Genomic DNA, 25,449 nt, shown 5'->3' with positions numbered 1-25,449 from the left:
CTTGATGCAGATCAAAAACAAAAAAAGCCGCCCAAACAGGGCGGCAAGCGGGTGGATAAAAGGAGAGACAACTCAGGTTTGCAACAGAACATAACAATCAGACGGATTGGGCCGTGGTCTGGTCAGGAGCTTTCGGCCCGGTACTTACTCAAGCCAGCATACGTACGCTGTAGTCGGCTTGGTTCACTATCAGGCCAGATAAGCGCGCAGCATCCAGACCAGTTTTTCCTGCTGCTGCACATAGTCGGAGAGGATGGAGGCAGTGCCCTCATCACCGGCTTCGGCGGCTTGACCCAGAATACGGCGCTGGGCGACCAGCAGTTCACGGAAGCTATCCAGCAGGGATTCGACACAGGCGCGGCCATCGTGCAGCCCTTTTTGCTCGGGGATGGCAGAGACTTTCAGATAGTCGCTGAAGCTGTGCATGGGCACGCCATCCAGGGTCAGGATCCGCTCGGCCAGTGCATCGACTTTCAGCAGCAGGTCGTTGTAAATCTCTTCAAATTTCAGGTGCAGTTCGAAGAACTGGTTGCCACGGATATTCCAGTGGAAGCCGCGGACGTTCATGTAGAGGATCTGGTAGCTGGCCAGCAATTTATTCAACTCGGCTGCCAGGGCTTGTGATTGAGCAGTATCAAGACCAATCGGGCTTTTCATCATTCACCTCCAGATTTGGAAATCGATTTTAAATTCTCTTTTGGAACGCAGTCAGAATAACGCCTTGCAAAATGCAGGGACAATTGCTTGTGCCTAACTGTTTGATAGCTAACGGCTATCAAACAGTACGCAGCAACGGGGGCAATGGATGAGGATTAGGGGAAGTATTTTTCGAGCAGCGCCATCAGGATGGCCTGACACTCGCGGTCCGGTTTGCTATCGACCTTGCTGGCGCGAAAGTGGAGTTGAAAAACGCCCATGACGGCGCGGCTCTGTTCATCCCACTGGCCGGTTTGGGACAGGCCGTAGCCATAGCGGGCCAGCTGTTGTTGCCACATGGTGGCACTCCATTCCAGCAGAGGGTTGGCAAGCAGTTCTGCCACCCGGTTTTCATCAGGCCAGGCGCCGACGCCATACTCCAGATAGAGCTGACGCCAGGGGAAGTGGGGGCCGGGATCTTGCTTACGCTCGGGGGCGACGTCGCTGTGAGCCAGCACCTGGGTCGGCGGGATCCGGTAACGGTCGACCAGCTTGCGGCTGAGGGCGCCGACGGCAGCAATCTGCTGCGGGGTATAGGGTTGCCAGCGGCGCGCATCGGGGGCCAGCGGCTCATCTTCTGCTGGATAGCCGAGGTTGACGATCTCGATGCCAAGGGAGCTGGCATTGAGCCCGGCATATTGGTGCCAGCGGCTGCGTCCCGCATGCCAGGCGCGCGCGTTGTCCGGCACCAGCTGATAGACGGTGAGCGGTGTTTCGTGGCTGTCACGAGGGATCAGGTAGTGTGCGCTCACCTTGTGCTCCGGCTCGGTCAGCAGGCGCAAGGAGTTGGCATCATCTTCGTCGGTGTAGTGGAGGATCAGAAAGGCGATCCGCTCATTCTGGTTGGCGCTCTGATGGCGGGTAGAGAGCTGGTATTCGGACGGAGTACAACCACCCAGCAGCAGAACCAGTGGTAGAAATAAGAGGGGAAGAAGAGAGCGCCAGCGCCATCCCCCTGCCGCAGCCAGGCTGCTGAACGTGGGAGGAGTGAGTCGCTGGCACATGTCGAAGGCCCTGTCTGGTCAGTCGCGCGGCTGGTTAGCTGCGGTATTTGGCCGTGAGACCAATCAGGAAGTTGCGCAGGATCTGATCCCCGCAATCCTGATAGTGCTTGTGATCCTTGGAGCGGAACAGGGCACTGAGCTCGGACTTGGAGAGGTTGAAGTCGGCGAGCTTGAGGGTACCGAGCATGTCCTCTTCCTTGAAGTTGAGACCGATGCGCAGCTTGCGCAGGATCATATTGTTGTTGATCCGGTTCGGGATCACCTGGGCCGGTGCATCTTCCCGCACGCCGCGGCGGGCGATGATGAAACCGTCGAGGAACTGGCTCAGGGCCGAGTCGGGACAGGCGACATAGCCTGCCTCTTGCTCTTCACCTTCCGCCGCCTCTTTCATCAACCAGCTGTGCAGCTGGGCGTGAGTGACCGTCAGGTTGCCCTTGGCAAACATCTCGACCATCTGGTCGTTGCTGATGGTGAGGGCGTAGCGCAGACGGCGCAGAATATCGTTGTTGGTCATGCTGACTCCTGTGTAAACGGCGCAACTTTACCATCTGGCGGCCCTCGCGTCAGAAAAAGCGGGGGCCAATACAGTTCAGGTCAAGCTCATCAAGCCTTGCCGAGATAGCGGGGCGCCTCCTGGCGCACCAGTTCCAGCGCATCTTGCAGCTCCAGCAGCTCGGGTTCCAGCTCGCTGACCGGCACGCCGTCACGCAGCTGTTGCTCCAGCTGGGAGAGCAGCCGTTGCAGTCCCGGCACCCCGGAATAGGCACAGCCACCGTTGAGGCGATGGAGCTGTGCCAGCACCTCGCTATCTTCAATTTCGCCAGCCAGCGCGCTATCCAGCACTGGCTCGACCTCGTCGAAACTGGCCAGCAGCATGGTCAGCATCTCTCTGGCGAGATGCTCTTTCCCCGCCGCCTGCCGCACCGCCAGTGCCCAGTCGATCTGTTGGGCACCATTATTCTGGTGGCGGCGATGGGCAAAGTCGGTGATGAGCTGGGCCAGCATGCTCTCGTCGATGGGTTTGGCCAGATAGTCGTCCATCCCCTGGCGGATCAGCCGCTCCCGTTCTCCGGGGATGGCGTGGGCGGTTACCGCCACGATCGGGGTGGTGGTGTTGAGGGACTGGTTGCGGATCGCCTGGGTGGCGCTGATGCCATCCATGATCGGCATCTGGATATCCATGAAGATGATGTCGAACGGCTGGATCTGTGCTTGCTTGACCGCTTCCTTGCCGTTTTTGCACACCACCACCTGACTCACCATCTCCTTGAGCATGGCGGCGATCAGCTTGAGGTTGGCGGCGTTGTCATCCACCGCCAGCACCTTGATTGGCTGCAACTGGCGCGGCGCAGGCTGGGCGGGCAGCTTCTGGCGGCTCGATTCCGGCGAGAGCAGGGCGTGCAGCAGCTTGCGGTGGTTGACCGGTTTGGAGAGACAGTGCTGGGCGCCATGGGCCAGCATAGCTTCATAGAGCGCTGGCTCGTGGCTGCTGAGCAGCACTATGGTGTTCTGCTGCTGGCCGTTCAGTTTGTCGAGACGGCCGAGCACTTGCTGCGGCGTATGCAGGGTGCTGCTGCCGATGATCACCATCTCCTGCTCGCTCATCTCGGGCCAGGGATCATCGCTGGTCAGTGGGTGCACATCGAGGTGCCACTCCGCCAGCAGGGCGAGCAGAGAGGCTTGCGCGAAGGGATCCGGTTCCAGCAGCCAGAGCCGTTTGCCACGGATCCGATCCAGCGGCAGTTGATCGGTCTGGGGCAGGGGGGATACCTCCACATCCAGACTGAACGAGAAGATGGAGCCTTTGCCGAGCTCCGATTCGAAGCGGATCTGGCCGCCCATCTGCTGCACCAGCTTCTGGGTGATGACGAGGCCAAGGCCCGTGCCGCCATAACGACGGGAGATGGAGGAGTCGGCCTGATTGAAGGCCTGGAACAGCTGATGTTGCTGCTCTTGGGAGATGCCGATGCCGGTATCGCGGATCTGGACGTTGAGCCTCACCTTGTGGTTGCCACTGCCGGTCTGCTCGATATGGACATCCACGTTGCCCTGTTCGGTGAACTTGATGGCGTTGCCGGTGAGGTTGGTCAGCACCTGTTGCAGACGCATGGGGTCGCCGGTGAGGTAGTCCGGCACATCGGCATCCACCCGCAGGGAGAGCTCCAGCTGTTTGTCGTGGGCGCTGGGGCCGAGCAGGTGCATGGTTTCGTTGAGGGTGTCGCGCAGGCTGAACGGGATATGCTCCAACTGCAGCTTGCCCGCTTCCAGCTTAGAGAAGTCGAGGATGTCGTTGATGATGCCAAGCAGGTTGCGCGCCGACTTCTCGATGGTCTGCATGTAGTCGGTCTGGCTCGGGGTCAGGCTGGTTTTCAGCAACTGGCGGGTAAAACCGATGACCCCGTTGAGCGGCGTGCGCAGCTCGTGGGACATGTTGGCCAGAAACTCCGACTTGACCCGCGCGGCCTCTTGCGCCCGTTTCTTGGCCATGTCGAGTTCGACGTTCTGGATCTCGATCTGCTCCAGGGTTTCGCGCAAGTCAGAGGTGGCCTGATCGATATTCTGCTGCATCTCTTCGTGATATTCGGAGAGCGCCTTGGCCATGGCGTTGATGCCGTTTTTCAGCATATCCAGCTCGCCGGTGAGCTGGCCGCTGACCCGGGTATCGAGCCGCCCCTCCCTGATCTTGTGCACCGCCTGCACCATGTTGGTGATGGGCTGGGTCACGCTCTTGACCAGACGGAAGCCAAACAGGGTACTGAAGGCCACCCCGATGAGCACCATGATCACCGCAAAGAAGGTGTCGCGGTACTGCAGCAGCATGGCCCTATCGGTTGCCATCTGCATCGAGATGTAGCCGATCATCGGCGGCTCTACATCGCTGGGCAGCGGGAAGCCATCCAGACTGGTTTCAGCCTGGATCGGGGTGCGCAAAATGATGTCATCCCCCTGAAACGTCACGCTGGTCAGATCCGGAATGGGCTCGCCATCGGGCAGCCTGAGCCGGGTGAAATCCCGGTGGTAGTTCGAGGTGACGAACAGCTGGTTGTCCTGGGTGAAAACCGCGATGGACTTGATGAAGGGGGAGTTCTTGCGGTGGGTCAGGCCAATCAGCCGCTTGAGGGATTCGCGACTGTGCTGGGTCATCCCGTATTCACTGGCGATCGCCAGCGGTTCGATGATGTTGATCCCCTGATCAATAAGGTTGTTTTCCAGCTGCTGGTAGCGGTGGAAGGTGAAGTAACCGGCCATCAGGCCACCGATGATCAGGGTCGGCAGGATGGTGAAGGCGAGAACGCGTGCTCTCAGGCCATATTTGGTCATACGAACAGGCCACCAGTGAACAGGGTTGGCGATAGGGTTGATGGCAATACACGGGCTCTGTGGCCGTATTTGGTCATACTATTATTCTTGTGGGACAATACCCGGCAGCAGATTCCACAATCATGACATAGCCACCTATAGGCACCAAGTTTTATGGCCCAGTTTTTCAAGCCCCAAAAGAAGTCCACCCAGCTCCAACGCATTGAATTTACGATAGACACCCTCGATCACCACTGCGTCGGTATCGGTCGCCATCAGGGCAAGGCGATCTTCGTCGAAGGGGCGCTGCCCGGCGAGACCGTCAAGGCACGCATCACCGAAGAAAAAAAACAGTATGGCCACGCCGCCTTGCAACAGGTGGTGACCCCGGCGGCCAATCGTATCGCCCCCTTTTGCAGCCACTATCGCGAGTGCGGCGCTTGCAGTGCCCAGCACATGTCGGTTGCCGATCAGCAAGCCGCCAAGGCGGCGGGACTGGTCAGCCTGTTCGAGCGGTTGGGCAACATCAAGGCGCCAGCGCTGGAGCCGGTACTGACCGGTGAAGATCGTGCCTATCGCCGGGTCTGTCGTCTGGCCATCAAATTTGACAAGAACGGTCGCTGCACCCGGGTCGGTTTCCGCCGCCGTAACAGCAACGATCTGGTGGAGATCGACAGTTGCCCTGTGCTGGCCGAGCCGCTCTCTGCGCTGATTGCCCCGCTGCGTGAGTGCCTCAATCGCCTCAAGAGCCAGCGCGAGCTGGGCCATGCGGAGCTTATCCAGGCCGAGCAGGGGATCATGATACTGCTGCGTCACACCGGCCGCCCCAATGAGGCGGATCGCGCCCTGTTGGTGGAGTTTGCAAAAGCACAGGGGATCGACCTCTACCTGCAGGCGGCGGATGATCGCATCGAAGCGCTGCAGCAACAATTTTCCCCATCCTATTCGCTGGATGGCCTGTCTCTTGCATTTGCCCCCGGTGATTTCATTCAGGTCAACGGCCCCATCAACCAGAGCATGGTTGAGCAGGCGCTGACATGGCTCGGGGCGAGCAAGGATGACAAGGTGCTCGATCTCTTCTGCGGTATCGGCAACTTCACCTTGCCGCTGGCCCGTCAGGCTCGCGAAGTAGTGGGTGTCGAAGGTGAACTGGCCATGGTGCAGCGGGCCGAAGAGAACGCCCGTCGCAACGGCATCACCAATGCTCGTTTCTACAAGGCCGACCTGAGCGATGACATCGTCGGTATGTCCTGGGCGCGGGAAGGGTTTGATCTGGTGCTGCTGGATCCGGCTCGCCCCGGCGCACTGGAAGTGATGGGACACGTCGTGAAACTTTCCCCCAAGCGGGTGGTCTACGTCTCCTGTAACCCGGTCACCCTGGCGCGGGACAGTCAGGTGCTGGTGAAAGGGGGTTACCGTCTGGTGCGCCTCGGCATGCTCGACATGTTCCCTCACACCGGTCATCTGGAGTCCATGGCGCTGTTTGAACGGGAGTAAATGACTCATCAGTTCGGCGATGCGGATGTGTAATCTGGCGTGTCTGCGTCTGTTTGAGCTGATGTGATTGGGGTAATCTAGACCCTCGTCGTTCGGCAGGGCCTGTTGGCGCGCTCTATTGTCTTTCTGGACAATATGCCTTGAAAAGTGCGCTGGATATCCCCATTTGAGGCAATCTCATGAGGGGAGAAAGTGACAGCTTTCGGCCCGATAATTTAAAGGATTGATACCATGGTTGCGGTTCGCGATATTCATTTGAAAGACAACTTCACCCTGGAAGAGTGGGTCAGCTCGCTCTCCTTGAGTGACAGTGAAAAGGATCAGCTGCGAACCGTCTATCAGTATTGTCTGACGCTCGGTGACGAGGCGCTGACCAGCAAGCTGCTGGTGCGTGGCATCGAAATGGTGGGCATCCTGCAGATGCTCAGCATGGATATCGGCACCCTCAAAGCGGCCATCATCTACCCCTTCGTCGAAGCAGGTCTCATCAGCCAGGAGCGGATGGACGAGGACTTCGGCTCCAAGATCGCCAAGCTGGTGGAAGGGGTGCTGGAGATGGAGGCCATCCGCTCCCTGCAGACCCTCCATCGCAGCGAAACCTCGCCGGAGCAGGTCGACAACGTGCGTCGCATGTTGCTCGCCATGGTCGAGGATGTGCGCGCCGTGGTGATCAAGCTGGCGGAGCGGATCGCCTGCCTGCGGGAAGCGAAGACGGCAGATGAAGAGACCCGGGTGCTGATGGCCCAGGAGATCACCAACATCTATGCGCCGCTCGCCAACCGTCTGGGCATCGGCCAGCTCAAGTGGGAGCTGGAAGATCTCGCCTTCCGTTACCTGCACCCGGATACCTACAAGCAGATCGCCAAGCAGCTCGACGAGAAGCGGCTCGACCGCGAGCGCTACATCCGCGAGTTTGTGCAATCCCTGCGTAATGGGTTGAAAGAGGCGGGAGTTGACGCCGAGGTGTACGGTCGGCCGAAACACATCTACAGCATCTGGCGCAAGATGCAGAAGAAGCACCTCGAATTCAACGAGTTGTTCGACGTGCGCGCGGTGCGGGTAGTGACCAAGCGGCTGCAGGATTGCTATGCGGCGCTCGGTATCGTGCATACCCAGTTCCACCACATTCCTCGCGAGTTTGACGACTATGTCGCCAACCCTAAACCCAACGGCTATCAGTCGATCCACACCGTAGTGGTGGGGCCGGAGGGCAAGACCGTCGAGATCCAGATCCGTACCGACCAGATGCATCAGGATGCCGAACTCGGCGTCGCGGCGCACTGGCGCTACAAGGAAGGGGCACAGGCTGGCGGCAAGGCCAACACCTTCGAAGACAAGATTGAGTGGCTGCGCAAGCTGCTCGCCTGGCAGGAAGATCTCTCCGAGAGCGGCTCCCTGCTGGAAGATCTGCGCAGTCAGGTGTTCGAGGACAGAGTCTACGTCTTCACCCCGAAGGGGGATGTCATCGACCTGCCAGCTGGCGCCACCCCGCTCGATTTTGCCTATCACGTCCACAGCATGATCGGTCACCGCTGCATCGGCGCCAAGATTGATGGTCGCATCGTGCCGTTCACCTACGCGCTGCAGACCGGCGATCAGGTGGAGGTGATCACCCAGAAAGAGCCGAACCCGAGCCGCGACTGGATGAACCCCAACGCCGGCTTCCTGCGCTCCAGCCGGGCGCGGGCCAAGGTGGCGACCTGGTTCAGAAAGCTGGATCGGGACAAGAATATCGTGGCCGGTCGCGAGCTGTTCGAGAAGGAACTGGATCGCCACAATCTCAGCATGTCCAAGATCGACAAGGGCAACATGCTGCGCCGTTTCAATCTGGAGAGCACCGACGATCTGCTGGCCGGTATCGGCAGCGGCGATATCCGCATCAACCAGGTGCTCAACTATCTCGACACCTGCTACAACAAGCCGACGGCGGAAGAGGAAGATCGCCGCTTGCTGGAGAAGCTGGAGCAGAAGGCCAATGCGCCGATGCGCCACAAGCCCAAAGACCACATCGTGGTGGAAGGGGTTGGCAACCTGATGACCCATATCGCCCGCTGCTGCCAGCCCATTCCGGGGGACTCCATTCAGGGCTTTATCACCATGGGACGTGGCGTTTCGATCCACCGGGAAGATTGCGAGCAGTTGAAAGAGTTGTCACGGCGCAACCCGGAGCGGCTGATCGATGCGGTGTGGGGGGAGAACTACTCCGGCGGCTACGGCCTCACCATCCGGATCATCTCCAACGATCGCTCCGGCCTGCTGCGCGATATCACCACAGTGCTGGCCAACGAGAAGATCAATGTGATGGGGGTGCGCTCACGCTCCAACGTGCGCGAGCAGACCGCCGAGATCGACATGGAGCTGGAGATTTACAACATCAACGCCTTCAACCGGGCGTTGGCCAAGCTCAGTCAGCTCAATGACGTAATTAGCGCCAAGCGGCTTTGATATCGAACCGACCGGCCCCAGTGGCCGGTCTGTATTTATGACCCTTTTTGAACGAATCGAAAGCGAATCTCCCATGTCCCAACGTTACGACCTCTCCCAACTGCTCGACATGAGATTGCTCGACTGCGCGGCCTGATGTCGCTTCATCCCCATTTAACGAATCGAAAGTGAGTAGCCCATGTCCCAACGTTACGATCTGCCCCAACTGCTCGACATCATGGCTCGCCTGCGCGATCCGCAAAACGGCTGCCCCTGGGATCTGAAGCAGGACTTCCAGACCATAGTGCCGCACACCCTGGAAGAGGCCTACGAGGTGGCCGATGCCATCGAGACCGAAGATTGGCAGGGGCTGAAAGGGGAGTTGGGCGACCTGCTGTTTCAGGTGGTGTTTTACGCCCAGCTGGGTAAAGAGCGGGGCTTGTTCGACTTTGCCGATATCGTCGATACGGTGAGTGAAAAGCTCATTCGCCGTCACCCCCACGTTTTTTCCGATGCAGACCTCTCCAACGAGCAGGCGGTAAAAGCGAACTGGGAGGCGGAAAAAGCCAAAGAGCGGGCGGCCCTCGACAAAGAGAGCGTGCTGGACGATATCCCGCAGGCGCTGCCTGCCCTGACTCGTGCCGCCAAAATTCAGAAACGCTGCGCCACCGTCGGTTTTGACTGGAAGACGTTGGGGCCTGTGGTGGACAAGATCCACGAAGAGATCGACGAGGTGATGGAAGAGGCATTGATGGCCGATGTGGACGAGGCGAGGGTGAGCGATGAGCTCGGTGACCTGCTGTTTGCCACTGTCAATCTGGTGCGTCATCTGGGCAAGGATCCGGAGCAGGTGCTGCGAGGCGCCAACGCCAAGTTCGAACGTCGTTTTCGTCAGGTTGAGCAGATAATCGCCGCAGAAGGCTTGAAAATGACCGATTGCACCCTCGAAAAGCTCGATGCCGCCTGGGATAAGGCGAAGGAAACCGAGCAAAGTTGATTTGGCGCAAGATGGGGCGGCAAGGAGCCTGATAGATTTTTGCTCATTGTTTGGGAGAGGGGTTTTTGGTATACTGTTTCCCCGTCCTGCTTCATCCCCGAAGCACCCCTTAAAATTCCCTAAACTTCTTTCAGGTTCAGCATGACGACCAAATATATTTTTGTTACTGGTGGCGTTGTTTCATCCCTCGGCAAAGGCATTGCCGCAGCTTCTCTGGCAGCCATTCTGGAAGCCCGTGGTCTGGATGTGACCATCATGAAACTGGACCCGTACATCAACGTGGATCCGGGCACCATGAGCCCGACCCAGCATGGTGAAGTGTTCGTAACCGAGGACGGGGCCGAAACCGATCTGGATTTGGGCCACTACGAGCGTTTCATCCGCACCAAGATGACCCGTCGCAACAACTTTACCACCGGCCGTATCTACGCCGACGTACTGCGTAAAGAGCGTCGTGGTGACTATCTGGGCGCCACCATTCAGGTTATCCCGCACATCACCAACGCCATCAAGGAGCGGGTGATTGCCGGTGCCGAAGGCCATCAGGTTGCCATCGTCGAAGTGGGCGGTACCGTAGGTGACATCGAGTCCCTGCCGTTCCTCGAGGCCATTCGTCAGCTGGCTGCCGAAGTGGGCCGCAACAACGCCATGTTCATGCACCTGACGCTGGTTCCTTACCTGGCTGCTGCCGGTGAAGTGAAGACCAAGCCGACCCAGCACTCCGTCAAAGAGCTGCTCTCCATCGGTATCCAGCCGGATGTGCTGATCTGCCGCTCTGACCGTGCCATTCCGGCCAACGAGCGCGCCAAAATTGCACTGTTCTGCAACGTGCCGGAGCGCGCCGTCATCTCCATGAAAGACGTCGACTCCATCTACAAGATCCCGGCACTGCTCAAGTCCCAGAATCTGGACTCCTACTTCACCGAGCGTTTCGGTCTGGAGTGCAAAGAAGCTGATTTGTCCGAGTGGGAACAGGTTATCTACGAAGAGGCCAACCCGACCGGTGAAGTGACCATCGGTATGGTCGGCAAGTACGTCTCCCTGCCGGACGCCTACAAGTCCGTCAACGAGGCGCTCAAGCACGGTGGTCTCAAGACCCGTCACTCCGTCAACATCAAGTACATCGACTCTCAGGATATCGAGACCCGTGGCGCCGAGCTGCTGGAAGGTTTGGACGCGATCCTGGTGCCGGGTGGCTTCGGTGAGCGTGGTGTGGAAGGCAAAATTCTGGCTGCCCAGTATGCCCGCGAGAACAAGATCCCCTACCTGGGTATCTGCCTCGGCATGCAGGTTGCCATGATCGAATTCGCTCGCAACGTCGCGGGTATGGAAGGGGCTCACTCCTCCGAGTTCAAGAAAGATTGCGCGTACCCGGTCGTCGGCCTCATCACCGAGTGGGTGGATGAAGAGGGCAACGTCGAGACCCGTACCGAGAAGTCTGATCTGGGCGGTACCATGCGTCTGGGTTCCCAGCTCTGCCACCTGGTCGAAGATTCCAAGGTGCGTCAGATGTACGGCAGCCCGACCATTTACGAGCGTCACCGTCACCGTTACGAAGTCAACAACAAGCTGCTGCCGCAGATTGAAGCGGCAGGTCTGAAAGTGACCGGTCTCTCCGCCGACAAGAAGTTGGTGGAAATCATCGAGATCCCGGATCACCCCTGGTTCGTGGCTGCGCAGTTCCACCCGGAGTTCACCTCTACTCCTCGTGATGGCCACGCTCTGTTCGCCGGTTTTGTGAAGGCGGCAGGCGAGTATCAGAAGCGTAATTTGAAGTAATTGAAAATAAATGCGGTTGGGGCACTGTGCCACAGCCGCTTTTTTTGGCATATTTTTGTTGTTTTTTTACGAAACCTGAGGAAATACACATGTCCAAGATCGTTAAAGTGATCGGTCGTGAAATCATCGACTCCCGTGGTAACCCGACCGTTGAGGCCGAAGTTCACCTGGAAGGTGGTTTTGTTGGTATGGCAGCCGCTCCGTCTGGCGCGTCCACCGGTTCCCGCGAAGCGCTGGAACTGCGTGACGGCGACAAGAGCCGTTTCCTGGGTAAAGGCGTGCTGAAAGCCATCGAAGCCGTAAACGGCCCGATCGCTCAAGCTCTGCTGGGTAAAGATGCCAAGGACCAGGCCACCGTTGACCAGATCATGATCGACCTCGACGGTACCGAGAACAAATCCAAGTTCGGCGCCAACGCCATCCTGGCTGTTTCCCTGGCTAACGCCAAAGCTGCCGCTGCTGCCAAAGGCATGCCGCTGTACGCCCACATCGCCGAGCTGAACGGCACCCCGGGTGTTTACTCCATGCCGCTGCCGATGATGAACATCATCAACGGTGGTGAGCACGCCGACAACAACGTCGACATCCAGGAGTTCATGATCCAGCCGGTTGGCGCCAAGACCCTGAAAGAAGCCGTTCGCATGGGCGCAGAAGTGTTCCACAACCTGGCCAAAGTGCTGAAGTCCAAGGGCTACAACACTGCAGTTGGTGACGAAGGTGGTTTCGCTCCGAACCTGAAATCCAACGCCGAAGCGCTGGAAGTTATCGCTGAAGCCGTTGCCGCTGCCGGTTACAAACTGGGCACCGACATCACCCTGGCTATGGACTGCGCTGCTTCCGAGTTCTACGACGCAGAGAAGAAAGAGTACAACCTGAAAGGCGAAGGTCGTGTCTTCACCTCCAACGGTTTCTCCGACTTCCTGGCTGACCTGACCACCAAGTTCCCGATCGTCTCCATCGAAGATGGCCTGGACGAATCTGACTGGGAAGGTTTCGCCTACCAGACTGCTGAACTGGGCAAGAAAATCCAGATCGTGGGTGACGACCTGTTCGTAACCAACACCAAGATCCTGAAGCGCGGTATCGACAACGGCATCGCTAACTCCATCCTGATCAAGTTCAACCAGATCGGTTCCCTGACCGAAACTCTGGCTGCCATCAAGATGGCCAAAGACGCTGGCTACACTGCCGTCATCTCCCACCGCTCCGGTGAGACCGAAGACGCGACCATCGCCGACCTGGCTGTTGGTACCGCTGCTGGCCAGATCAAGACCGGTTCCATGAGCCGTTCTGACCGTGTTGCCAAGTACAACCAGCTGATCCGTATCGAAGAAGCTCTGGGTGCCAAAGCTCCTTTCCGCGGTCTGAAAGAAGTTAAAAACCAGGCTTAATTTGCTGGTTTGCCAGCTTCGACTGGAATGAAAAAAACCGGAACCCCTGGGTTCCGGTTTTTTTATGCCTGAGCCTTGCCACAACGCCCTGAGAGGCGAGGGGGTTATGCCTCTTGTCTCGGGGTCAGACAAAGGGGAGCATGCGCTGATGGCGCCCTGCATGCGCCTTGAAACCCAGCTTTTCAAACAGGGCGATAGAGCGGACGTTATCTGCATCGATATCTGCGGTGAGGCAGGTGACCCCCAGTGTGGTGGCGTGGGTGAACAGCAACCCCAGCGCTTCCGACATAAACCCTCTGCGCCAATAGGCCGCATTGAGCAGGCAGCCCACCTCGCAGCTGTGGCCCGCCTCGCTGAAACTGTGCAGGCCGCAAGTGCCGATCACCTTATTGCCCTCCCGTTCGACAATCGCCCACTCCAGCGACTCACCGGTTTGCTCCAGCCGTACCACGCTCATCATCATCTGCGTCACCATGGCGGGGGAGGTAAAGCAGGGATCAGAGGCAAACTCCATGGTCAGCGGATTGCCATAAATCTCGAACAGATCGGCGGCATCCTGCGGGCCAATGGTACGCAGCACAATCCGTCTGCCGGTTAAGTCAGGCTTCATTTATCTCCTTGGGGAGTGTTACGCCAGCAAATATACAGATGAATAAAGAGACCGTATAAAAGTCGGTCTTTAAAGGCAACTGGTGCTATCACGAAATATTGTTATCGCGAACGTTCGATTACGCTTCGCTAATCGAACCTACGGGCTGTATGACCTCTATATTTTAATGCATCTAAAATTTGGTGGGTTATTATTCGACAGGTGAAACATATAAATTCATTATGATTTCTTTTGTGCCTGGAACAGATCTATTTTCACTAGGGAAGTGCCAAATATTGAAATCCTTGTTAGGAAAAGTATCGTAATGTAATTTGTCCCAACCCAACATCTCTGCCATTTTTACAAATGCAGCTTCCTTTGCTTGTGAAAAGGTCAAGCTAGGATTTAGAAACTTCATGTATCCAGAATTAACTGCCCCAGTTAAGATATCAACCACCTGTAGTCCACAATGCATCTTTGAATCATGCATTTCCACACTTTGAATAGTATGGTTAGAACCTATTTGAGACAGCATATTATTAGCAACAATACCTATAACCTCGTCGTGCTTTTTATATTTGTCACATTTTTGGTCAATCAATACAGTTAGTTCAGAACCAACGAGTTTTGCTGTATTCTTAAGTAAGTATGTATACGTTTGGTAAAAAGCTCGTTCACGGTCTATTTGCCAGTTATTATAAATGGCTTTTTCAACGATGATAGAATGAAAACAACATGAACTACGCAAAACCATCGAAAGTATATCAACACAAATATTTGCTTGCCCGGAGCTATTCTTGATTTTTGACCACTTAAGTTCACCGACAATGCCTCGCTTGGTTTTGAGGTTTAGTACATAGTCATTGAACTCGCTAATTTTATCTTTAGGAACACACAACAGACCGATGGAATAACAGCGATCACTACCTGTGGTGCCACTTTCATCTCCAAATACTAAAAAGTCCATCGAACCTCCTTAGATATATAACGCTCAATTAAGGTGCAAAGTACGCTACCACGACACTCAATTTTAACGCTGTAATCACCAAACTAGACCCAAACCCAAAATACCAAGCGTGCTGAATCACTCTTAAATTGTTTGTTGTAGCTCATTTTTCACGGCCTAGATACACTGCTAGTGACATGAGAACAAGGACTAAAGTAGTGAATACCTGTACAAATGCATAAACTTCATTTCCGGTTGGAGGATCAGTTACAAGTATTCCAACATTAGTCAACGAACCAACTGATAAAGTGTCGAAAACTGAACTTAACCAACTACCTGTAAATGGCTTATTTGTTAGATACATCGCTGCAGATAAAAAGTAAATTTCAAAATAGCTGGTTACCGCTAATTGGACTCTTTCATACTTGGTTAGAAATGTATTTCGCTTTTGAATAGATCTTTCCGGTTTACGGATCACATCATGGAAAAATGCTATTGAGATTTCACTACACCTTGAGAAGAAGCGAACATAAGACAACCAAAACAGAATGCTAAAAACATACGTGTTATTAATTGCCATTAACATAATTATATAGCAAAAAATTGAGGCGTATATGTTTACCTTGTTCCATATCTTTACGTAAATCGTTTGATAATAATTCGCTAAAAACTTACGGCTGCCATAGCCTGAGAGTGACTTAAATATCGAGGCCGTATAGTAATCTGGTGAATAAATTCTTCCTAAGTTACCAACTATTCCTTTCCATAGTTCATTCAAAGGGATGTTCATGTAATAACTAAGGTGAGCCCAACGTATAATAAACAATACTGTTAGGTAGCTAAAATAAGCGACAAAAAACAACTTTAATTCATAAATATGGGGCACTATCCAAGACCCAATCGCTTCAAAATAACCACTTGCCACTTAAATCTTTCTCCAATTTCTGACTGTGAGCTATAACGTGAAGGTGACCGGCGCCGCGCGGCTTCATCGCGCAGCGTCCAGCGACCAAAGGGGTCGAGGTCGACCGCCGGGTTAGAGCAACTTTGGCAAACCATTGCGGCTACGGTATTCCCGGATTGCTTGGAAGATGAGGGACAGAAGGCGCACAGCCCTATAAGAAACCAATACGTTGAAGAGTCCGAGAATTGGAGTTAATACCTTCCAAATAAAGAACTTCCGGTCAATGTCTATCAAGTTACCCGACTGCTCAGGGGCTGTGGCAAGTAGCACTGGCGCAGAAAAATACATGATCGAACAAAGGGTAAACAGAATAATCGCCACTACTGCACGAAAAAGCGCTATCTGAAAATACATGTGATCTGTGAGGAGCGCCTCAATCACCATGTTTCGCTCGGCTTCCCTTTTGGCACGCCAAGACTGTAGGCTTGAAAAAGTATTGCTTAGCCACTTTTCGATTCGCTCTTTTAGGAAGCCGGCGATGACACTGGCAATGATGGCAATAAAAAATGCTGAAAACCACCAGCTCGGATCTTTAAGGTTGTTGGCGATAGCATCCATAAGTGTGTTGGCTCTAACAGTGATTAGATGGAAGGCGGCACTAATCCGTTAGCAGAGCATTCCATATAACCCCGTAACATTTTCACTGCTGCCAAGTAAGAATCATTATAAAATCAAAACATTACCAGCTTATTTTTTGTACCTAACGTATTTGATTGACTCCCTCTATTTTACGCCGTTGTTAATACTGTATAAAAAACAGCTCTCAGAGCCGTCTTGGAAAGTGTCGCCACAGTATGCCTGCGTGAACAGCCCAGAAATAAGCATAAGGCCGTTGCCATGTTGGGTGGGTCATTGTGGGCAAGGTTCGCTTATCCATTCCATCCGCCATGGCTACCGCCCCTGAATTTCAGCCTCCAGTCTGCTGCGGTTCACCAAGGGGATGGGGTTGGCATGGCTCATGGGAGACTCCGACGAGGCAAGTGTTGCCAAATGGCAATATTAACCATGGCGCTGTGGAGAGAAAGCTCAATATTGAGATTTTCTGTGCAAGATCAATAAATTAATCAAATGTCGCCTACGATTGATGACGCGCCGAGATAGCGTGAACAACCATTCTTGAACTATCTCCATAGAGTATTCATGGTCATATCCGGCTTGAACCAGCATAAAACTCTTTGTTATTGTCCGCACCCCCCCGTTGAAATAGCTTATTTATCTATAAATCAACAAGATAGCATTATGCGGTGGCGTAGCGGGGGCATCTGCTATCGGGAAGGAGAGTTATGAAGTCGCAGTTCAAAGTGGCGCTGGCCATGTTGGCCCTGTTCGTCGTCCAAGGCTGCACAGCCCCGGATTCATCCACCAAGCGCCATGCACCCGGCTCGGTGCTGACCGTGCATTACGAAAGTGCCCCCCTGATCCCCGTCACCATCGCAGGTGAGCAGTACCAGTTTTTGCTGGATACCGGGGCCAGTATCACCTTTATCGATCGTCGTCTGGCCAGCCGCTTCAAGGCGCTGACCTTAAGCGAGTTGCCCAGGGCCTATCAGGCTGATTTTGCCAGTGTAAGCAGCGTTTCGAGTCAACTGGGCAGCGAGCAGCTTGGCTTTGTTGAGCCGCAGCCCTTCTCGCTGGGGTCGGTCACCATTGATGACAGCGATCTGTGGGCAACCGTTGATTTCGATCTTTTCTCCCAGTCTCTCGGCAGCCGTATCGATGGCATCCTCGGGATCGACACCATCCGCCGTTTCAACTGGGTGTTTGATCGCGACAGGCATCAACTCACTGCTTCGCTGACGGCACCGTCGGCAGCCACCTTCGAGCGTTGCATCGGCTATGAAGATAGCTACAACCGCTCCCCGGCCGTGTATCTGACCCACGGCGAGAGCAGCGTGCGCATGTATCTGGATACCGGGGCCGATCAGAGCTATGCCGATCATGCCTTTATCGACTTTATGGCCAGTCAGAAGGCGATCTCTGGCGAAGATGCGATGCCACGCAAAGGGGTGGATGCCAGCGGTATGGTGGAGGGGCGTGAACATATCCTCACCGGCCTGCACTTTGATGAGCGCCAGCTCGGTGAGCTGCGCGTGTCGGAAAACAGCAATGAGCAGTATGGTCTGGGGCTGGATTTTGTTAACCGCTTCAATCGCTTTGCGATCATGCCCGGGCGGATGATGCTCTGCTACGACGCCGACAGCCTGGCGCGCAAATTGCCGCCAGTCCTGCGCAATATCGGGGTGCGTTTTGATGGCGAGCATCTGCAGGTCTACTACAGCGACGAACGGGATCTTGCCCCCTATGGTCTGGCCAACGGCGACATTCTGGAGCAGATCAACGGGGTGGCTTATCGCCCCCTCGAGATCGACAAGGTGCGTGAACTGCTCAGCACCAGCAAGCCGGGGTCGCTCAAGTTGCGGGTTGTGCGGGAAGGAAAACCGCTGGATATCGCCATCTAGTCAAGGTGGGGCGGCAAGACGAGCCGCCCCTATGAGCCTCAGCCCTTGGTCGGATTTTCCATGCAGGTGAGGGTTGGCTGGCCGTAACGCTCCAGCGTGGCTTCGTCCCCTTTGGTTAAGAAGGTGAGGTTTTGCCCTTCATAACGGGCGCCGCTGGCGCTGGGGGCTTCATAGGCGAGCACTTGTTGCTGTTTGTCGCCCTCGCTCAGGTTGATCACCGCGGCGGGCAGCTTGGCATCGTTATTGAAGTAGGTAGAGAGCATGACGCTCTTGCCGCACTTGTAGTTGACCGGTGCCGGCACCATCAGCTGGCCGCCGCTGATCTGCAGTTCGGTGATCCGCAGCAGGTAGTTATCTTCCACACATTGGCGCAGATCCTGCCCCTTCCAGCAGTCGTTGCGCCCCTTGATCCAGCCGCGCTGCATGGCGCGCTCAGTCTTGAGCTGTTCGGGAGAGAGCGCTGCAATCGCCTTGGGGTAGAGGGCCGCCAGTTCGTTATCAAGGGCGGCCAGTCCGGCATCCTTGCAGATCAGGGTTTCGACCGACCCGGACGCTTTGGTGCAGTCAAAGGAGGGGGTTGCGGCGCTGGCCAGCAGAGGGGCAAACAGCAGGGTGGCAAACAAGGTCTTGTTCATCGATAGATTCCAGCAATGAAGAGGGTATATCTGCCTACTACAGCACACTCTACAGGGCAATGCAGCAGGTGAGCCGAGCGCATTTTGCTCTGCTGAATGGCTGCCAAACGGAAAAACCCGACACTCCTGGCTGGAATATCGGGTTTTTTGTGGCCGCGATAGAGGGGGAGGCGGCTTGCCCGGTTGATCAGGCCAGCGCCAGTTGCTGACTGCGGGCGCGCCACAGCCGCTCGTGGAAGAAGAACACCACGGTGTTGATGGCCGGTTCGATCATCGCCATCACGCCGCCGGTGAGCAGCTCGCCGCTCAGCAGGAAGGCAACCCCGAAGGCCACCGAGAAGTGGACCACCGCGAAGCTGCTGGTCTTGGCCTGCAGGCTGTGATTTGGCTTGAGCTTGTGCCAGCCAAGGTCATGAAAGTAGAAGGCGACCGTGTTGACGGCGGGCTCTATCAGGGCGATCAGGCTGGCGGTCAGCAGCTCACCGGTCAGCAGGTAAGCCACGGTAAAGGCGACACCGAAGTGCAGGATGGCAAAGCTGATGGTCTTTTTCATGATGGCGGCTCCCTCTGTTGATGATGAGAGTATCCGCCGAAATGAGATTAAATGAAAACTATTCTCATCTATTGCCAGAATAGAGAGAACCTATCAACGGGCGAGTGGCCGGTGCGGTTCAGCGGTTGCCAATCGCAGCCAAGGCGATAAAGTACAGGTTCTTCACACTTGCCCATGAAAAAGGATCTTTCATGAATATCAATGCCACCCTGCTTGGCCAGTTCATTGCGTTGCTGATGGTCATCGTCGGCGTCATCGCCTGGCGACTGGCGCGCCGCAAGAGCGAGCATCCAGCGCTGATCACCCTTATCTGCTCCTTGCTCTGTCTGTTTCCGCCCTTTGGCCTGTTGGCCCTGTTGCTGGTTGCGCTGAAACAGGATCTGCCCACCCGCTCATAGGGGGCGCAGGTTCAGGCTGCCGCACACACTGGCCGTACCAAAAGCAAAAGCCCCGTGATGGGGCTTTTGCGTTTGAACTCGGTGAGCGCCGTAGGGGCGAGGGATTAATCCTCGGCCTTGTTGAGCCACTCGACCTTGTACTGGGCGCCTGCACCCTGCGCCAGCTTGGCGCACAGCGGTTTCAGGAACGCTTCAATCTGCTCGTCCAGCATCCAGGGCGGACTGATGATCAGCATGCCTGAGCCGTTCATGCCCCAGTCGGCAGTCTGACCAGCCACTTCCAGCTCGGCCACCAGGACGTTGCCGAAGTTTTCCCGCTTGATAGCGCGCAGCATATCGCGGGATTTGTCCGCCTCCTGCCCGAGGATCGGATACCAGAGGGCGTAGATGCCGGTCGCCCAGCGCTTTTGCGCCTTTTTCAGGGTGTCGACCACGGCGAAGTAATCTTCCTTGAGCTCATAGGGCGGGTCGATTAGCACCAGCCCGCGGCGCGGAGTCGGCGGCAGCAGGGCGATCAGCCCCTCGAAGCCGTCACGGTGGTGCACGGCGACGCGGGGGTCATAGCCCATGTTGGCGCGCAGATCGTCCACTTCGTTGTTGTGCAGCTCCATCAGCGCTAGCTTGTCCTGCTCGCGGGTGAGGCGACGGGAGAGCTCCGGCGAGCCGGGGTAGTAGTGCAGTTGGCCATCACTGTTCATCTCCTCGATGACGCCGAGATAGGGGGCCATGGCAGACCACTGGGCCCGCTCGTCCCACAGGCGGCCGATGCCGTCGGCATACTCGGCCTTCTTCTGGGACCAGTCGCCGCGCAGGTCGTAGAGACCGCCACCGGCATGGGTGTCCAGCACGATGAAGGGTTTCTCCTTCTTCTTGAGGGACTCGATAATCAGGGCCTGAACGGTGTGTTTCAGCACGTCGGCATGGTTGCCGGCGTGAAAGGCGTGGCGGTAGCTCAGCATATTAGATCTCTGAGGGGGCCCTGCTGGGCACCCAGTAACGATAGATAGTTCAACAAATTGCGGCTGTTGCCGCGAAATAGGGAGAGGCTGCGCAGGGTCTGCAACAGGACGCCCTGTTGCAGCCGCTCCAGCTCCAGTTCGTGGGCCAGCATCGACTGATACTGCTGCTCGTCGAGTCGCGTCTTGGCGCTTTGGCGCAGGGCGCGCCACGGGGTCAGCACCGCCTCGGTTTGCACCAGCGCCGGTTGCAGGTCTGTCAGATCGACCACGATGCCGAGTTGATCGAGCCGGTGCAGCAGCAGCGCCAGATTGACGTTGCCCCCCTGCTCCTGCACGGTGAGCCAATCCTGGCTGCGCTCACCATAGACCTTGCCGCTCCAGTGCCAGAAGCCGATCGGCGTCGGCAATTCGTGGATCGAGACCCGCTCGCTGGCCATCAGCTGTTCGTCACGCAAAGAAGGCTTGCTCCATGGTTTCCAGCTCTTCGGAGAGGCTCATCCACTCCAGCTCAACTTCTTCCAGCTGCTCCTTGAGGGGGCCCTGGGATTTGAGCAGCTCGGAGAGCTTGGTTTTAGCGCTCTCTTCGTAGATAGCGGGGTCGGCCAGTTGGCTCTCGATGTCGCCAAGCTTGCCCTGCAGCTTCTCCATGCTCGCTTCGAGCTTCTCGAGCTTCTGGCGCAGGGGACGGGTCTGCTGGCGGAACTCCGCCTCGCGCCGCTTCTGATCCTTGCGCGCTACCGCCGAGTTGGCAGAGACCGGGCCATCGGCCGGTTTGGCGTTGGCCTCTTTCTCCTGCTCGCCGAGCCACTTGTGGTAGTCGTCCAGATCGCCGTCGAACGGCTCGACCCGGCCACCGTGCACCAGATAGAAGTCATCTGTGGTAGTGCGCAGCAGGTGCCGGTCGTGGGAGACCACTACCATGGCCCCTTCGAAGCCTTGCAGCGCCATGGTCAGGGCGTGGCGCATCTCCAGATCCAGGTGGTTGGTCGGTTCATCCAGCAGCAGGAGGTTCGGCTTTTGCCAGGTGATCAGCGCCAGCACCAGCCGCGCTTTTTCGCCACCGGAGAAGGGCGCCACCTTGTCGAGCGCCTTGTCACCGTGAAAACCGAAGCTGCCCAGATAGTTGCGCAGCTCCTGCTCGGTCTTGTCCGGCGCGAGGCGGGCCAGATGATCGAGCGGGGAATCATCGAGACGCAGGGTCTCCAGCTGATGCTGGGCGAAGTAACCGATGCTCACCCCGGCGCTCACTTCGAGCTTGCCGGAGAGCGGCGGGTTGGAGCCGGACAGCATCTTGATAAAGGTGGACTTGCCGGCGCCGTTACGACCGAGCAGACCGATGCGCGAACCCGGTACCAGATTGAGTTTGATCTTCTCCAGGATCACCTTGTCGCCGTAACCGGCAGAGAGGTTCTCCATGGCGATGAGCGGGGTCGGCAGGGCCGACGGCTCACGAAACTCGAAGCTGAATTCCGAGTCGGCGTGGGCGGGCAGGATCTTCTCCATCCGCTCCATGGCTTTCAGGCGGCTCTGGGCCTGACGGGCTTTGGAGGCCTTGTAGCGGAAGCGGTCCACATACGCCTGCATGTGGGACATCTCCCGCTGTTGCTTCTCGTACATCGACTGCTGCTGGGCCAGATGTTCGGCGCGCTGCAGTTCGAAGTCGGAGTAGCCGCCGGTGTATTCGTTGAGCTTGCCGTTCTCGATATGGATGATGCGGCTGATGACCGAATCGAGGAAATCGCGGTCGTGAGAGATGAGCACCAGCGTGCCCTGATAGCCCTTGAGCCACTTCTCCAGCCAGATCACCGCATCGAGATCCAGGTGGTTGGTCGGTTCATCGAGCAGCAGCAGATCGGAGCGGCAGAGCAGCGCTTGGGCGAGGTTCAGGCGCATGCGCCAGCCACCGGAGAAGCTGCGCACCGGCGAGCTCAGCTGCTCGTCGCTGAAACCGAGACCGTGCAGCAGCTCGGCGGCGCGGGCGCGAATGCTGTAGGCGCCTATGGTATCGAGGCGACCGTGCAGCTCGGCCACCAGCAGACCATTGTCATCCTGCTCGGCCTGCACCAGCTGGGCTTCCAGCGAGCGGAACTCCTTGTCGCCGTCGATCACATACTCGAGCGCGGAGCAGTCGAGCGCCGGGGTCTCCTGCGCGACGCCTGCAATCTGCCAGCCAGCGGGCAGGCTGAAGGTGCCGCTGTCGATGGCCAGCTCGCCCCGTACCAGTGCAAAAAAGGTGGACTTGCCACAGCCGTTTTTGCCCACCAGACCCACTTTGTGGCCGGGGTGAATGGTGGCGGAGGCGTTGTCCAGCAGCTTGCGGCCGCCGCGGATCAGTTCGATTTGACTGGCAACTATCATGGGTGGGATCTGCTTGCTCAAAATGGAGGAGAAAAACTGGCGCGGATCTTACGTGAAATGACGCTGATTTGCACTGTAGCGAAGGGCTGGCCACTGGCTGGCGCTGCAAAAACATGCCATAACAGAGAAACCAGTTTGGTTACGGGAGGTTAGCATGCATATCAGGGATATTATGACGACCCGGGTCGCCACCGTTTCAATGGATGATCGACTCCGAGTCATCAGGGATATCTTCGAGCAGGCACACTTTCGCCACCTGCTGGTGCTGGAGGAGGAGGAGCTGGTGGGGGTCATCTCGGATCGGGATCTGTTCCGCGCCATCAGCCCCTATCTCGACTCCGAAGCCGAGATGAGCCGCGATACCGAAACCCTCAACAAGCGGGCCCACCAGATCATGAGTCGTCAGCTCGTCACCATCGCACCCCATCTCACCGTGCGCGACGGCGTCAAGCTGATGCTGGAGAAGGGGGTCTCCTGCCTGCCGGTGCTGGAGAATGGCGCCCTGGTCGGCATCATCAGCTGGAAGGATTTTCTCAAGGCGGCGCTGGAGAGTGACGCGCTGGTTTGAGCCCAACGCTCATCGGCATCAGCTGACAGAGAACAAATAGAGAGAGGGGAGCCAAGGCTCCCCTCTCTCTATGTTGGCTTTGCCGAAAATGCCGGTTTGTACGCCGCCTGCATCATCACGGCTCGGGCTGCCCTGCGACAAGACAGGAGGGGCCGCTGCCGGAGAGGTGCGGCTGCAGATGGGTGCGGATCTCCTGCAGGGTGCGCTGGTACTGCTGGGCATGTTGATCGAGAAACGCGGGGCTGTGCTTGAGGCGCCGCTCCAGGGTATCGACCAGCAGTGCCACCCTGGGGGCTGCCATACCCGCTGGCCAGCAGTGTTGCAGCAGCTCCAGCAGTTGCCAAGCATCGCCCGGCAGGGCGGGGAACTCCTCCAGCAGCTGCAAGCCCGCTTGCAGGGCTGTCTGATACTGGCTGGCCTGCATCGCCTTGTGGCGCAGCTGGCGCAGTTCGCTCAGCCGCTGCTCTCTCGCCGTCAGACGCTGGCCCAGCTCGGCCACCAGATGGTGGAACAGCTGGCGGGTGAGCGGGTGGGGCGCAACCCTGACGCGGTATTGGGTCAGCTGGGTCAGGTAGCGCTGGGCGTGGTGGGGCAAACCGCAGAACTGGCTGACCGCAAAGCCGAGCAGCAGGGTGAGGTGGTTGTCGCTCCCCTCATCCGGCTGGTGGTGGGCAATCAGGATCAGTGCTTCGTCGAAGCGGTAATCCAGCCCCAGCATCAACGCCTGCAGCAGCTCATATTCGTGGGGCTGCAGGTGGACGGTGCGCTTGAGGTGCTCCCACTCCTGTTGCAAGGAGCGGATCCGGTTGCTGGAGGGGGCGTGCCACAGCACCGCCAGACTGGCATTGAGCATGAAGCTGTCGATGGCGAGCCGGACGCGCTGCTCGCCGAAGTGGCGCAGGGTCAGGCTGTTGGCCTGCTCCAGCACCTTCTCCTCATCTTGCAGCACCAGCCCGAGCAACATCGCCAGCTGATGCCAGCGCGGCTGATGGGGGTGGATCTGCAGCAGCTCTCCCATGGTCTCCCAGGCCGCCAGCCAGTGATGCTGATGCAGCTGGCTGGCGAGTTGCAGCTCCAGCCGGGTGGCCATCGAGACGCTGGCCTGATGGCGCTGCAAGTCGGTCCGGGCGCTTTGTAATTTGCCGAGCCCCAGCATGGCGTAGAAGAGCCCGGCCCTTGGCCAGCTCGCCTGATATTCGTTGGCACAGAGGGCATAGTGCTGGGCGGCAGTGATCCGCTCGGCTGATTGCAGCAGCAGGTAGCCCTTGAGCCGATCCAGCCAGGGGGTCAGCGAGCGATTCTCCCGTTGAAACAGCAGGTCTTCACAGAGGGCGGTAGCCAGTTGCCACTCCCGCAGCAGAATGGGGGCGGCCAGCGTGCGGGTCAGGTTGCTTAACTTCACCAGCTGGCCGAGCACCGCGGTGAGCTGCTGGGTCATGAAGGGAAGAGCCAGATAGAGGGAGAAGTAGAGATCCGAGGGGAGAAACTCCTGCTCGCTCTGATCGGCATCGAGCAGCAGCAATACGCAACCGGGTTGCAGCAGGCCGAGATAGTGCGCTTCGTGCAGCAGCCGGGCTCCGTCAAGATCCTGCTGCTTGTCCTGCTGACAGATGATGGCGTCGAAGGCGTGCTGTTGCAGCAGGGCCAGCAGGCCGCTGCGCTCGTGGTTTGGATGGCTGTGGTAGTGGATCCGGTCGGCGGGTATCCCCTGTTCGGTCAGTTCCCGGGTGATGGCGCTACGGAGCAGGGGATCCTCTTCGAGCAGCAGTATCGTCATGCAGGTACTTCCTGTGAGCAAACCATTAGGTTGATTATGGTAGACCCAAGAGGAACATAGACACAGCACTCGCTGAGTGAAAAGCTGACAGTAGCCAGCAGGGTGCTGGAGGGCGCACTATGGGCTGTTATTTCAATCGGTTATGCCATCTCTCA

The 25,449-nt window shown here is 57.2% G+C and carries 22 protein-coding genes; 8 read left to right on the top strand and 14 right to left on the bottom strand.

Translation table 11 applies throughout. The features are described from left to right. Nucleotides 1–189: 189 nt before the first annotated feature. From I6L34_RS06990 to barA, 4 genes are all read right to left on the bottom strand, one after another. Nucleotides 190–657: a Dps family protein gene (locus I6L34_RS06990; protein ID WP_005362843.1), complete on the bottom strand. Its 468-nt coding sequence runs from the start codon at nt 655–657 to the stop codon at nt 190–192. A 155-nt stretch (nt 658–812) separates the two neighbouring features. After that, the gene (locus tag I6L34_RS06985; RefSeq protein WP_216956295.1) at nt 813–1,700 is read right to left on the bottom strand and encodes an N-acetylmuramoyl-L-alanine amidase; all 888 of its coding nucleotides are present in this window, start codon (nt 1,698–1,700) and stop codon (nt 813–815) included. A gap of 34 nt (nt 1,701–1,734) precedes the next feature. Continuing rightward, a complete protein-coding gene (locus tag I6L34_RS06980) occupies nt 1,735–2,214 on the bottom strand; it encodes a DUF1456 family protein (RefSeq protein WP_107682716.1) in 480 nt (159 codons plus the stop codon). Between the two features lie 89 nt (nt 2,215–2,303). Further along, a complete protein-coding gene (gene barA / locus I6L34_RS06975; RefSeq protein WP_216956291.1) occupies nt 2,304–5,021 on the bottom strand; it encodes a two-component sensor histidine kinase BarA in 2,718 nt (905 codons plus the stop codon). A gap of 153 nt (nt 5,022–5,174) precedes the next feature. Here barA and rlmD point away from each other — a divergent pair, with 153 nt between their 5' ends. From rlmD to eno, 5 genes are all read left to right on the top strand, one after another. After that, nucleotides 5,175–6,497: a 23S rRNA (uracil(1939)-C(5))-methyltransferase RlmD gene (gene rlmD / locus I6L34_RS06970; RefSeq protein WP_216956271.1), complete on the top strand. Its 1,323-nt coding sequence runs from the start codon at nt 5,175–5,177 to the stop codon at nt 6,495–6,497. A gap of 231 nt (nt 6,498–6,728) precedes the next feature. Next, entirely contained in the window at nt 6,729–8,942 is a 2,214-nt protein-coding gene (relA, locus tag I6L34_RS06965; RefSeq protein ID WP_005335588.1) for a GTP diphosphokinase, read from the top strand. A gap of 178 nt (nt 8,943–9,120) precedes the next feature. Next, nucleotides 9,121–9,918 (top strand): nucleoside triphosphate pyrophosphohydrolase, encoded by a 798-nt coding sequence (mazG, locus tag I6L34_RS06960; protein ID WP_043821669.1) that lies wholly within the window; start codon nt 9,121–9,123, stop codon nt 9,916–9,918. 141 nt (nt 9,919–10,059) lie between these two features. Next, nucleotides 10,060–11,697 carry a glutamine hydrolyzing CTP synthase gene (gene pyrG, locus I6L34_RS06955; RefSeq protein ID WP_005335584.1) on the top strand — a complete coding sequence of 546 codons (1,638 nt, stop codon included), beginning with the start codon at nt 10,060–10,062 and terminating at the stop codon, nt 11,695–11,697. Between the two features lie 89 nt (nt 11,698–11,786). Continuing rightward, entirely contained in the window at nt 11,787–13,088 is a 1,302-nt protein-coding gene (gene eno, locus I6L34_RS06950; protein WP_005335583.1) for a phosphopyruvate hydratase, read from the top strand. Nucleotides 13,089–13,212: 124 nt separating this feature from the next. Here the strand turns inward: eno and I6L34_RS06945 are convergent, their stop codons facing one another. The 4 genes from I6L34_RS06945 to I6L34_RS06930 all read right to left on the bottom strand — a co-directional run bounded on the left by I6L34_RS06945 (nt 13,213) and on the right by I6L34_RS06930 (nt 16,145). Beyond that, entirely contained in the window at nt 13,213–13,698 is a 486-nt protein-coding gene (locus I6L34_RS06945; protein WP_216956269.1) for a GNAT family N-acetyltransferase, read from the bottom strand. A 190-nt stretch (nt 13,699–13,888) separates the two neighbouring features. Beyond that, nucleotides 13,889–14,644 carry a DUF3800 domain-containing protein gene (locus tag I6L34_RS06940; protein ID WP_216956266.1) on the bottom strand — a complete coding sequence of 252 codons (756 nt, stop codon included), beginning with the start codon at nt 14,642–14,644 and terminating at the stop codon, nt 13,889–13,891. Between the two features lie 142 nt (nt 14,645–14,786). After that, nucleotides 14,787–15,548, bottom strand: a complete 762-nt coding sequence (locus I6L34_RS06935) for a hypothetical protein (protein WP_216956264.1) — start codon at nt 15,546–15,548, stop codon at nt 14,787–14,789. Between the two features lie 111 nt (nt 15,549–15,659). Then, entirely contained in the window at nt 15,660–16,145 is a 486-nt protein-coding gene (locus I6L34_RS06930) for a hypothetical protein (protein ID WP_216956262.1), read from the bottom strand. Between the two features lie 725 nt (nt 16,146–16,870). Between I6L34_RS06930 and I6L34_RS06925 the strand changes: the two genes are divergently transcribed. Then, a complete protein-coding gene (locus tag I6L34_RS06925) occupies nt 16,871–18,046 on the top strand; it encodes a retropepsin-like aspartic protease (protein ID WP_216956260.1) in 1,176 nt (391 codons plus the stop codon). 38 nt (nt 18,047–18,084) lie between these two features. Here I6L34_RS06925 and I6L34_RS06920 read toward each other — a convergent pair whose 3' ends face one another. Next, nucleotides 18,085–18,681 carry an MliC family protein gene (locus I6L34_RS06920; protein ID WP_216956258.1) on the bottom strand — a complete coding sequence of 199 codons (597 nt, stop codon included), beginning with the start codon at nt 18,679–18,681 and terminating at the stop codon, nt 18,085–18,087. Between the two features lie 187 nt (nt 18,682–18,868). Continuing rightward, entirely contained in the window at nt 18,869–19,234 is a 366-nt protein-coding gene (locus tag I6L34_RS06915) for a DUF2061 domain-containing protein (protein WP_042084552.1), read from the bottom strand. Nucleotides 19,235–19,425: 191 nt separating this feature from the next. Between I6L34_RS06915 and I6L34_RS06910 the strand changes: the two genes are divergently transcribed. Beyond that, nucleotides 19,426–19,632, top strand: a complete 207-nt coding sequence (locus I6L34_RS06910; protein WP_139707525.1) for a hypothetical protein — start codon at nt 19,426–19,428, stop codon at nt 19,630–19,632. A gap of 104 nt (nt 19,633–19,736) precedes the next feature. Here I6L34_RS06910 and I6L34_RS06905 read toward each other — a convergent pair whose 3' ends face one another. The 3 genes from I6L34_RS06905 to I6L34_RS06895 are packed head-to-tail and all read right to left on the bottom strand — an operon-like array spanning nt 19,737 to nt 22,949. Next, nucleotides 19,737–20,591: a 23S rRNA (adenine(2030)-N(6))-methyltransferase RlmJ gene (locus I6L34_RS06905; RefSeq protein WP_216956256.1), complete on the bottom strand. Its 855-nt coding sequence runs from the start codon at nt 20,589–20,591 to the stop codon at nt 19,737–19,739. Continuing rightward, on the bottom strand, nt 20,585–21,046 hold the full coding sequence (locus tag I6L34_RS06900; RefSeq protein WP_162895450.1) for a DUF2390 domain-containing protein: 462 nt from the start codon (nt 21,044–21,046) through the stop codon (nt 20,585–20,587). The genes I6L34_RS06905 and I6L34_RS06900 overlap by 7 nt, the downstream gene beginning before the upstream one ends. Continuing rightward, nucleotides 21,039–22,949 carry an ABC transporter ATP-binding protein gene (locus tag I6L34_RS06895; protein WP_124928589.1) on the bottom strand — a complete coding sequence of 637 codons (1,911 nt, stop codon included), beginning with the start codon at nt 22,947–22,949 and terminating at the stop codon, nt 21,039–21,041. Before I6L34_RS06895 ends, I6L34_RS06900 begins: the two co-directional genes overlap by 8 nt. A gap of 154 nt (nt 22,950–23,103) precedes the next feature. Between I6L34_RS06895 and I6L34_RS06890 the strand changes: the two genes are divergently transcribed. Further along, nucleotides 23,104–23,517: a CBS domain-containing protein gene (locus tag I6L34_RS06890; protein ID WP_040068349.1), complete on the top strand. Its 414-nt coding sequence runs from the start codon at nt 23,104–23,106 to the stop codon at nt 23,515–23,517. A 115-nt stretch (nt 23,518–23,632) separates the two neighbouring features. Here the strand turns inward: I6L34_RS06890 and I6L34_RS06885 are convergent, their stop codons facing one another. Next, nucleotides 23,633–25,294 carry a hypothetical protein gene (locus tag I6L34_RS06885; RefSeq protein WP_216956254.1) on the bottom strand — a complete coding sequence of 554 codons (1,662 nt, stop codon included), beginning with the start codon at nt 25,292–25,294 and terminating at the stop codon, nt 23,633–23,635. Nucleotides 25,295–25,449 lie beyond the last annotated feature (155 nt).

It is taken from the genome of Aeromonas sp. FDAARGOS 1404 (assembly GCF_019047085.1).
Taxonomy (GTDB): Bacteria; Pseudomonadota; Gammaproteobacteria; order Enterobacterales; family Aeromonadaceae; genus Aeromonas; species Aeromonas veronii.
Note: the sequence above shows the minus strand (reverse complement) of the source record. Positions and strands in the feature narration are given on the sequence as shown.

What these genes read in the sequence shown, in the direction of transcription:
- I6L34_RS06990 (WP_005362843.1), bottom strand. Translation starts at nt 657, where the DNA reads ATGAAAAGCCCGATTGGTCTTGATACTGCTCAATCACAAGCCCTGGCA.
- I6L34_RS06985 (WP_216956295.1), bottom strand. Translation starts at nt 1,700, where the DNA reads ATGTGCCAGCGACTCACTCCTCCCACGTTCAGCAGCCTGGCTGCGGCA.
- I6L34_RS06980 (WP_107682716.1), bottom strand. Translation starts at nt 2,214, where the DNA reads ATGACCAACAACGATATTCTGCGCCGTCTGCGCTACGCCCTCACCATC.
- barA (WP_216956291.1), bottom strand. Translation starts at nt 5,021, where the DNA reads ATGACCAAATATGGCCTGAGAGCACGCGTTCTCGCCTTCACCATCCTG.
- rlmD (WP_216956271.1), top strand. Translation starts at nt 5,175, where the DNA reads ATGGCCCAGTTTTTCAAGCCCCAAAAGAAGTCCACCCAGCTCCAACGC.
- relA (WP_005335588.1), top strand. Translation starts at nt 6,729, where the DNA reads ATGGTTGCGGTTCGCGATATTCATTTGAAAGACAACTTCACCCTGGAA.
- mazG (WP_043821669.1), top strand. Translation starts at nt 9,121, where the DNA reads ATGTCCCAACGTTACGATCTGCCCCAACTGCTCGACATCATGGCTCGC.
- pyrG (WP_005335584.1), top strand. Translation starts at nt 10,060, where the DNA reads ATGACGACCAAATATATTTTTGTTACTGGTGGCGTTGTTTCATCCCTC.
- eno (WP_005335583.1), top strand. Translation starts at nt 11,787, where the DNA reads ATGTCCAAGATCGTTAAAGTGATCGGTCGTGAAATCATCGACTCCCGT.
- I6L34_RS06945 (WP_216956269.1), bottom strand. Translation starts at nt 13,698, where the DNA reads ATGAAGCCTGACTTAACCGGCAGACGGATTGTGCTGCGTACCATTGGC.
- I6L34_RS06940 (WP_216956266.1), bottom strand. Translation starts at nt 14,644, where the DNA reads ATGGACTTTTTAGTATTTGGAGATGAAAGTGGCACCACAGGTAGTGAT.
- I6L34_RS06930 (WP_216956262.1), bottom strand. Translation starts at nt 16,145, where the DNA reads ATGGATGCTATCGCCAACAACCTTAAAGATCCGAGCTGGTGGTTTTCA.
- I6L34_RS06925 (WP_216956260.1), top strand. Translation starts at nt 16,871, where the DNA reads ATGAAGTCGCAGTTCAAAGTGGCGCTGGCCATGTTGGCCCTGTTCGTC.
- I6L34_RS06920 (WP_216956258.1), bottom strand. Translation starts at nt 18,681, where the DNA reads ATGAACAAGACCTTGTTTGCCACCCTGCTGTTTGCCCCTCTGCTGGCC.
- I6L34_RS06915 (WP_042084552.1), bottom strand. Translation starts at nt 19,234, where the DNA reads ATGAAAAAGACCATCAGCTTTGCCATCCTGCACTTCGGTGTCGCCTTT.
- I6L34_RS06910 (WP_139707525.1), top strand. Translation starts at nt 19,426, where the DNA reads ATGAATATCAATGCCACCCTGCTTGGCCAGTTCATTGCGTTGCTGATG.
- I6L34_RS06905 (WP_216956256.1), bottom strand. Translation starts at nt 20,591, where the DNA reads ATGCTGAGCTACCGCCACGCCTTTCACGCCGGCAACCATGCCGACGTG.
- I6L34_RS06895 (WP_124928589.1), bottom strand. Translation starts at nt 22,949, where the DNA reads ATGATAGTTGCCAGTCAAATCGAACTGATCCGCGGCGGCCGCAAGCTG.
- I6L34_RS06890 (WP_040068349.1), top strand. Translation starts at nt 23,104, where the DNA reads ATGCATATCAGGGATATTATGACGACCCGGGTCGCCACCGTTTCAATG.
- I6L34_RS06885 (WP_216956254.1), bottom strand. Translation starts at nt 25,294, where the DNA reads ATGACGATACTGCTGCTCGAAGAGGATCCCCTGCTCCGTAGCGCCATC.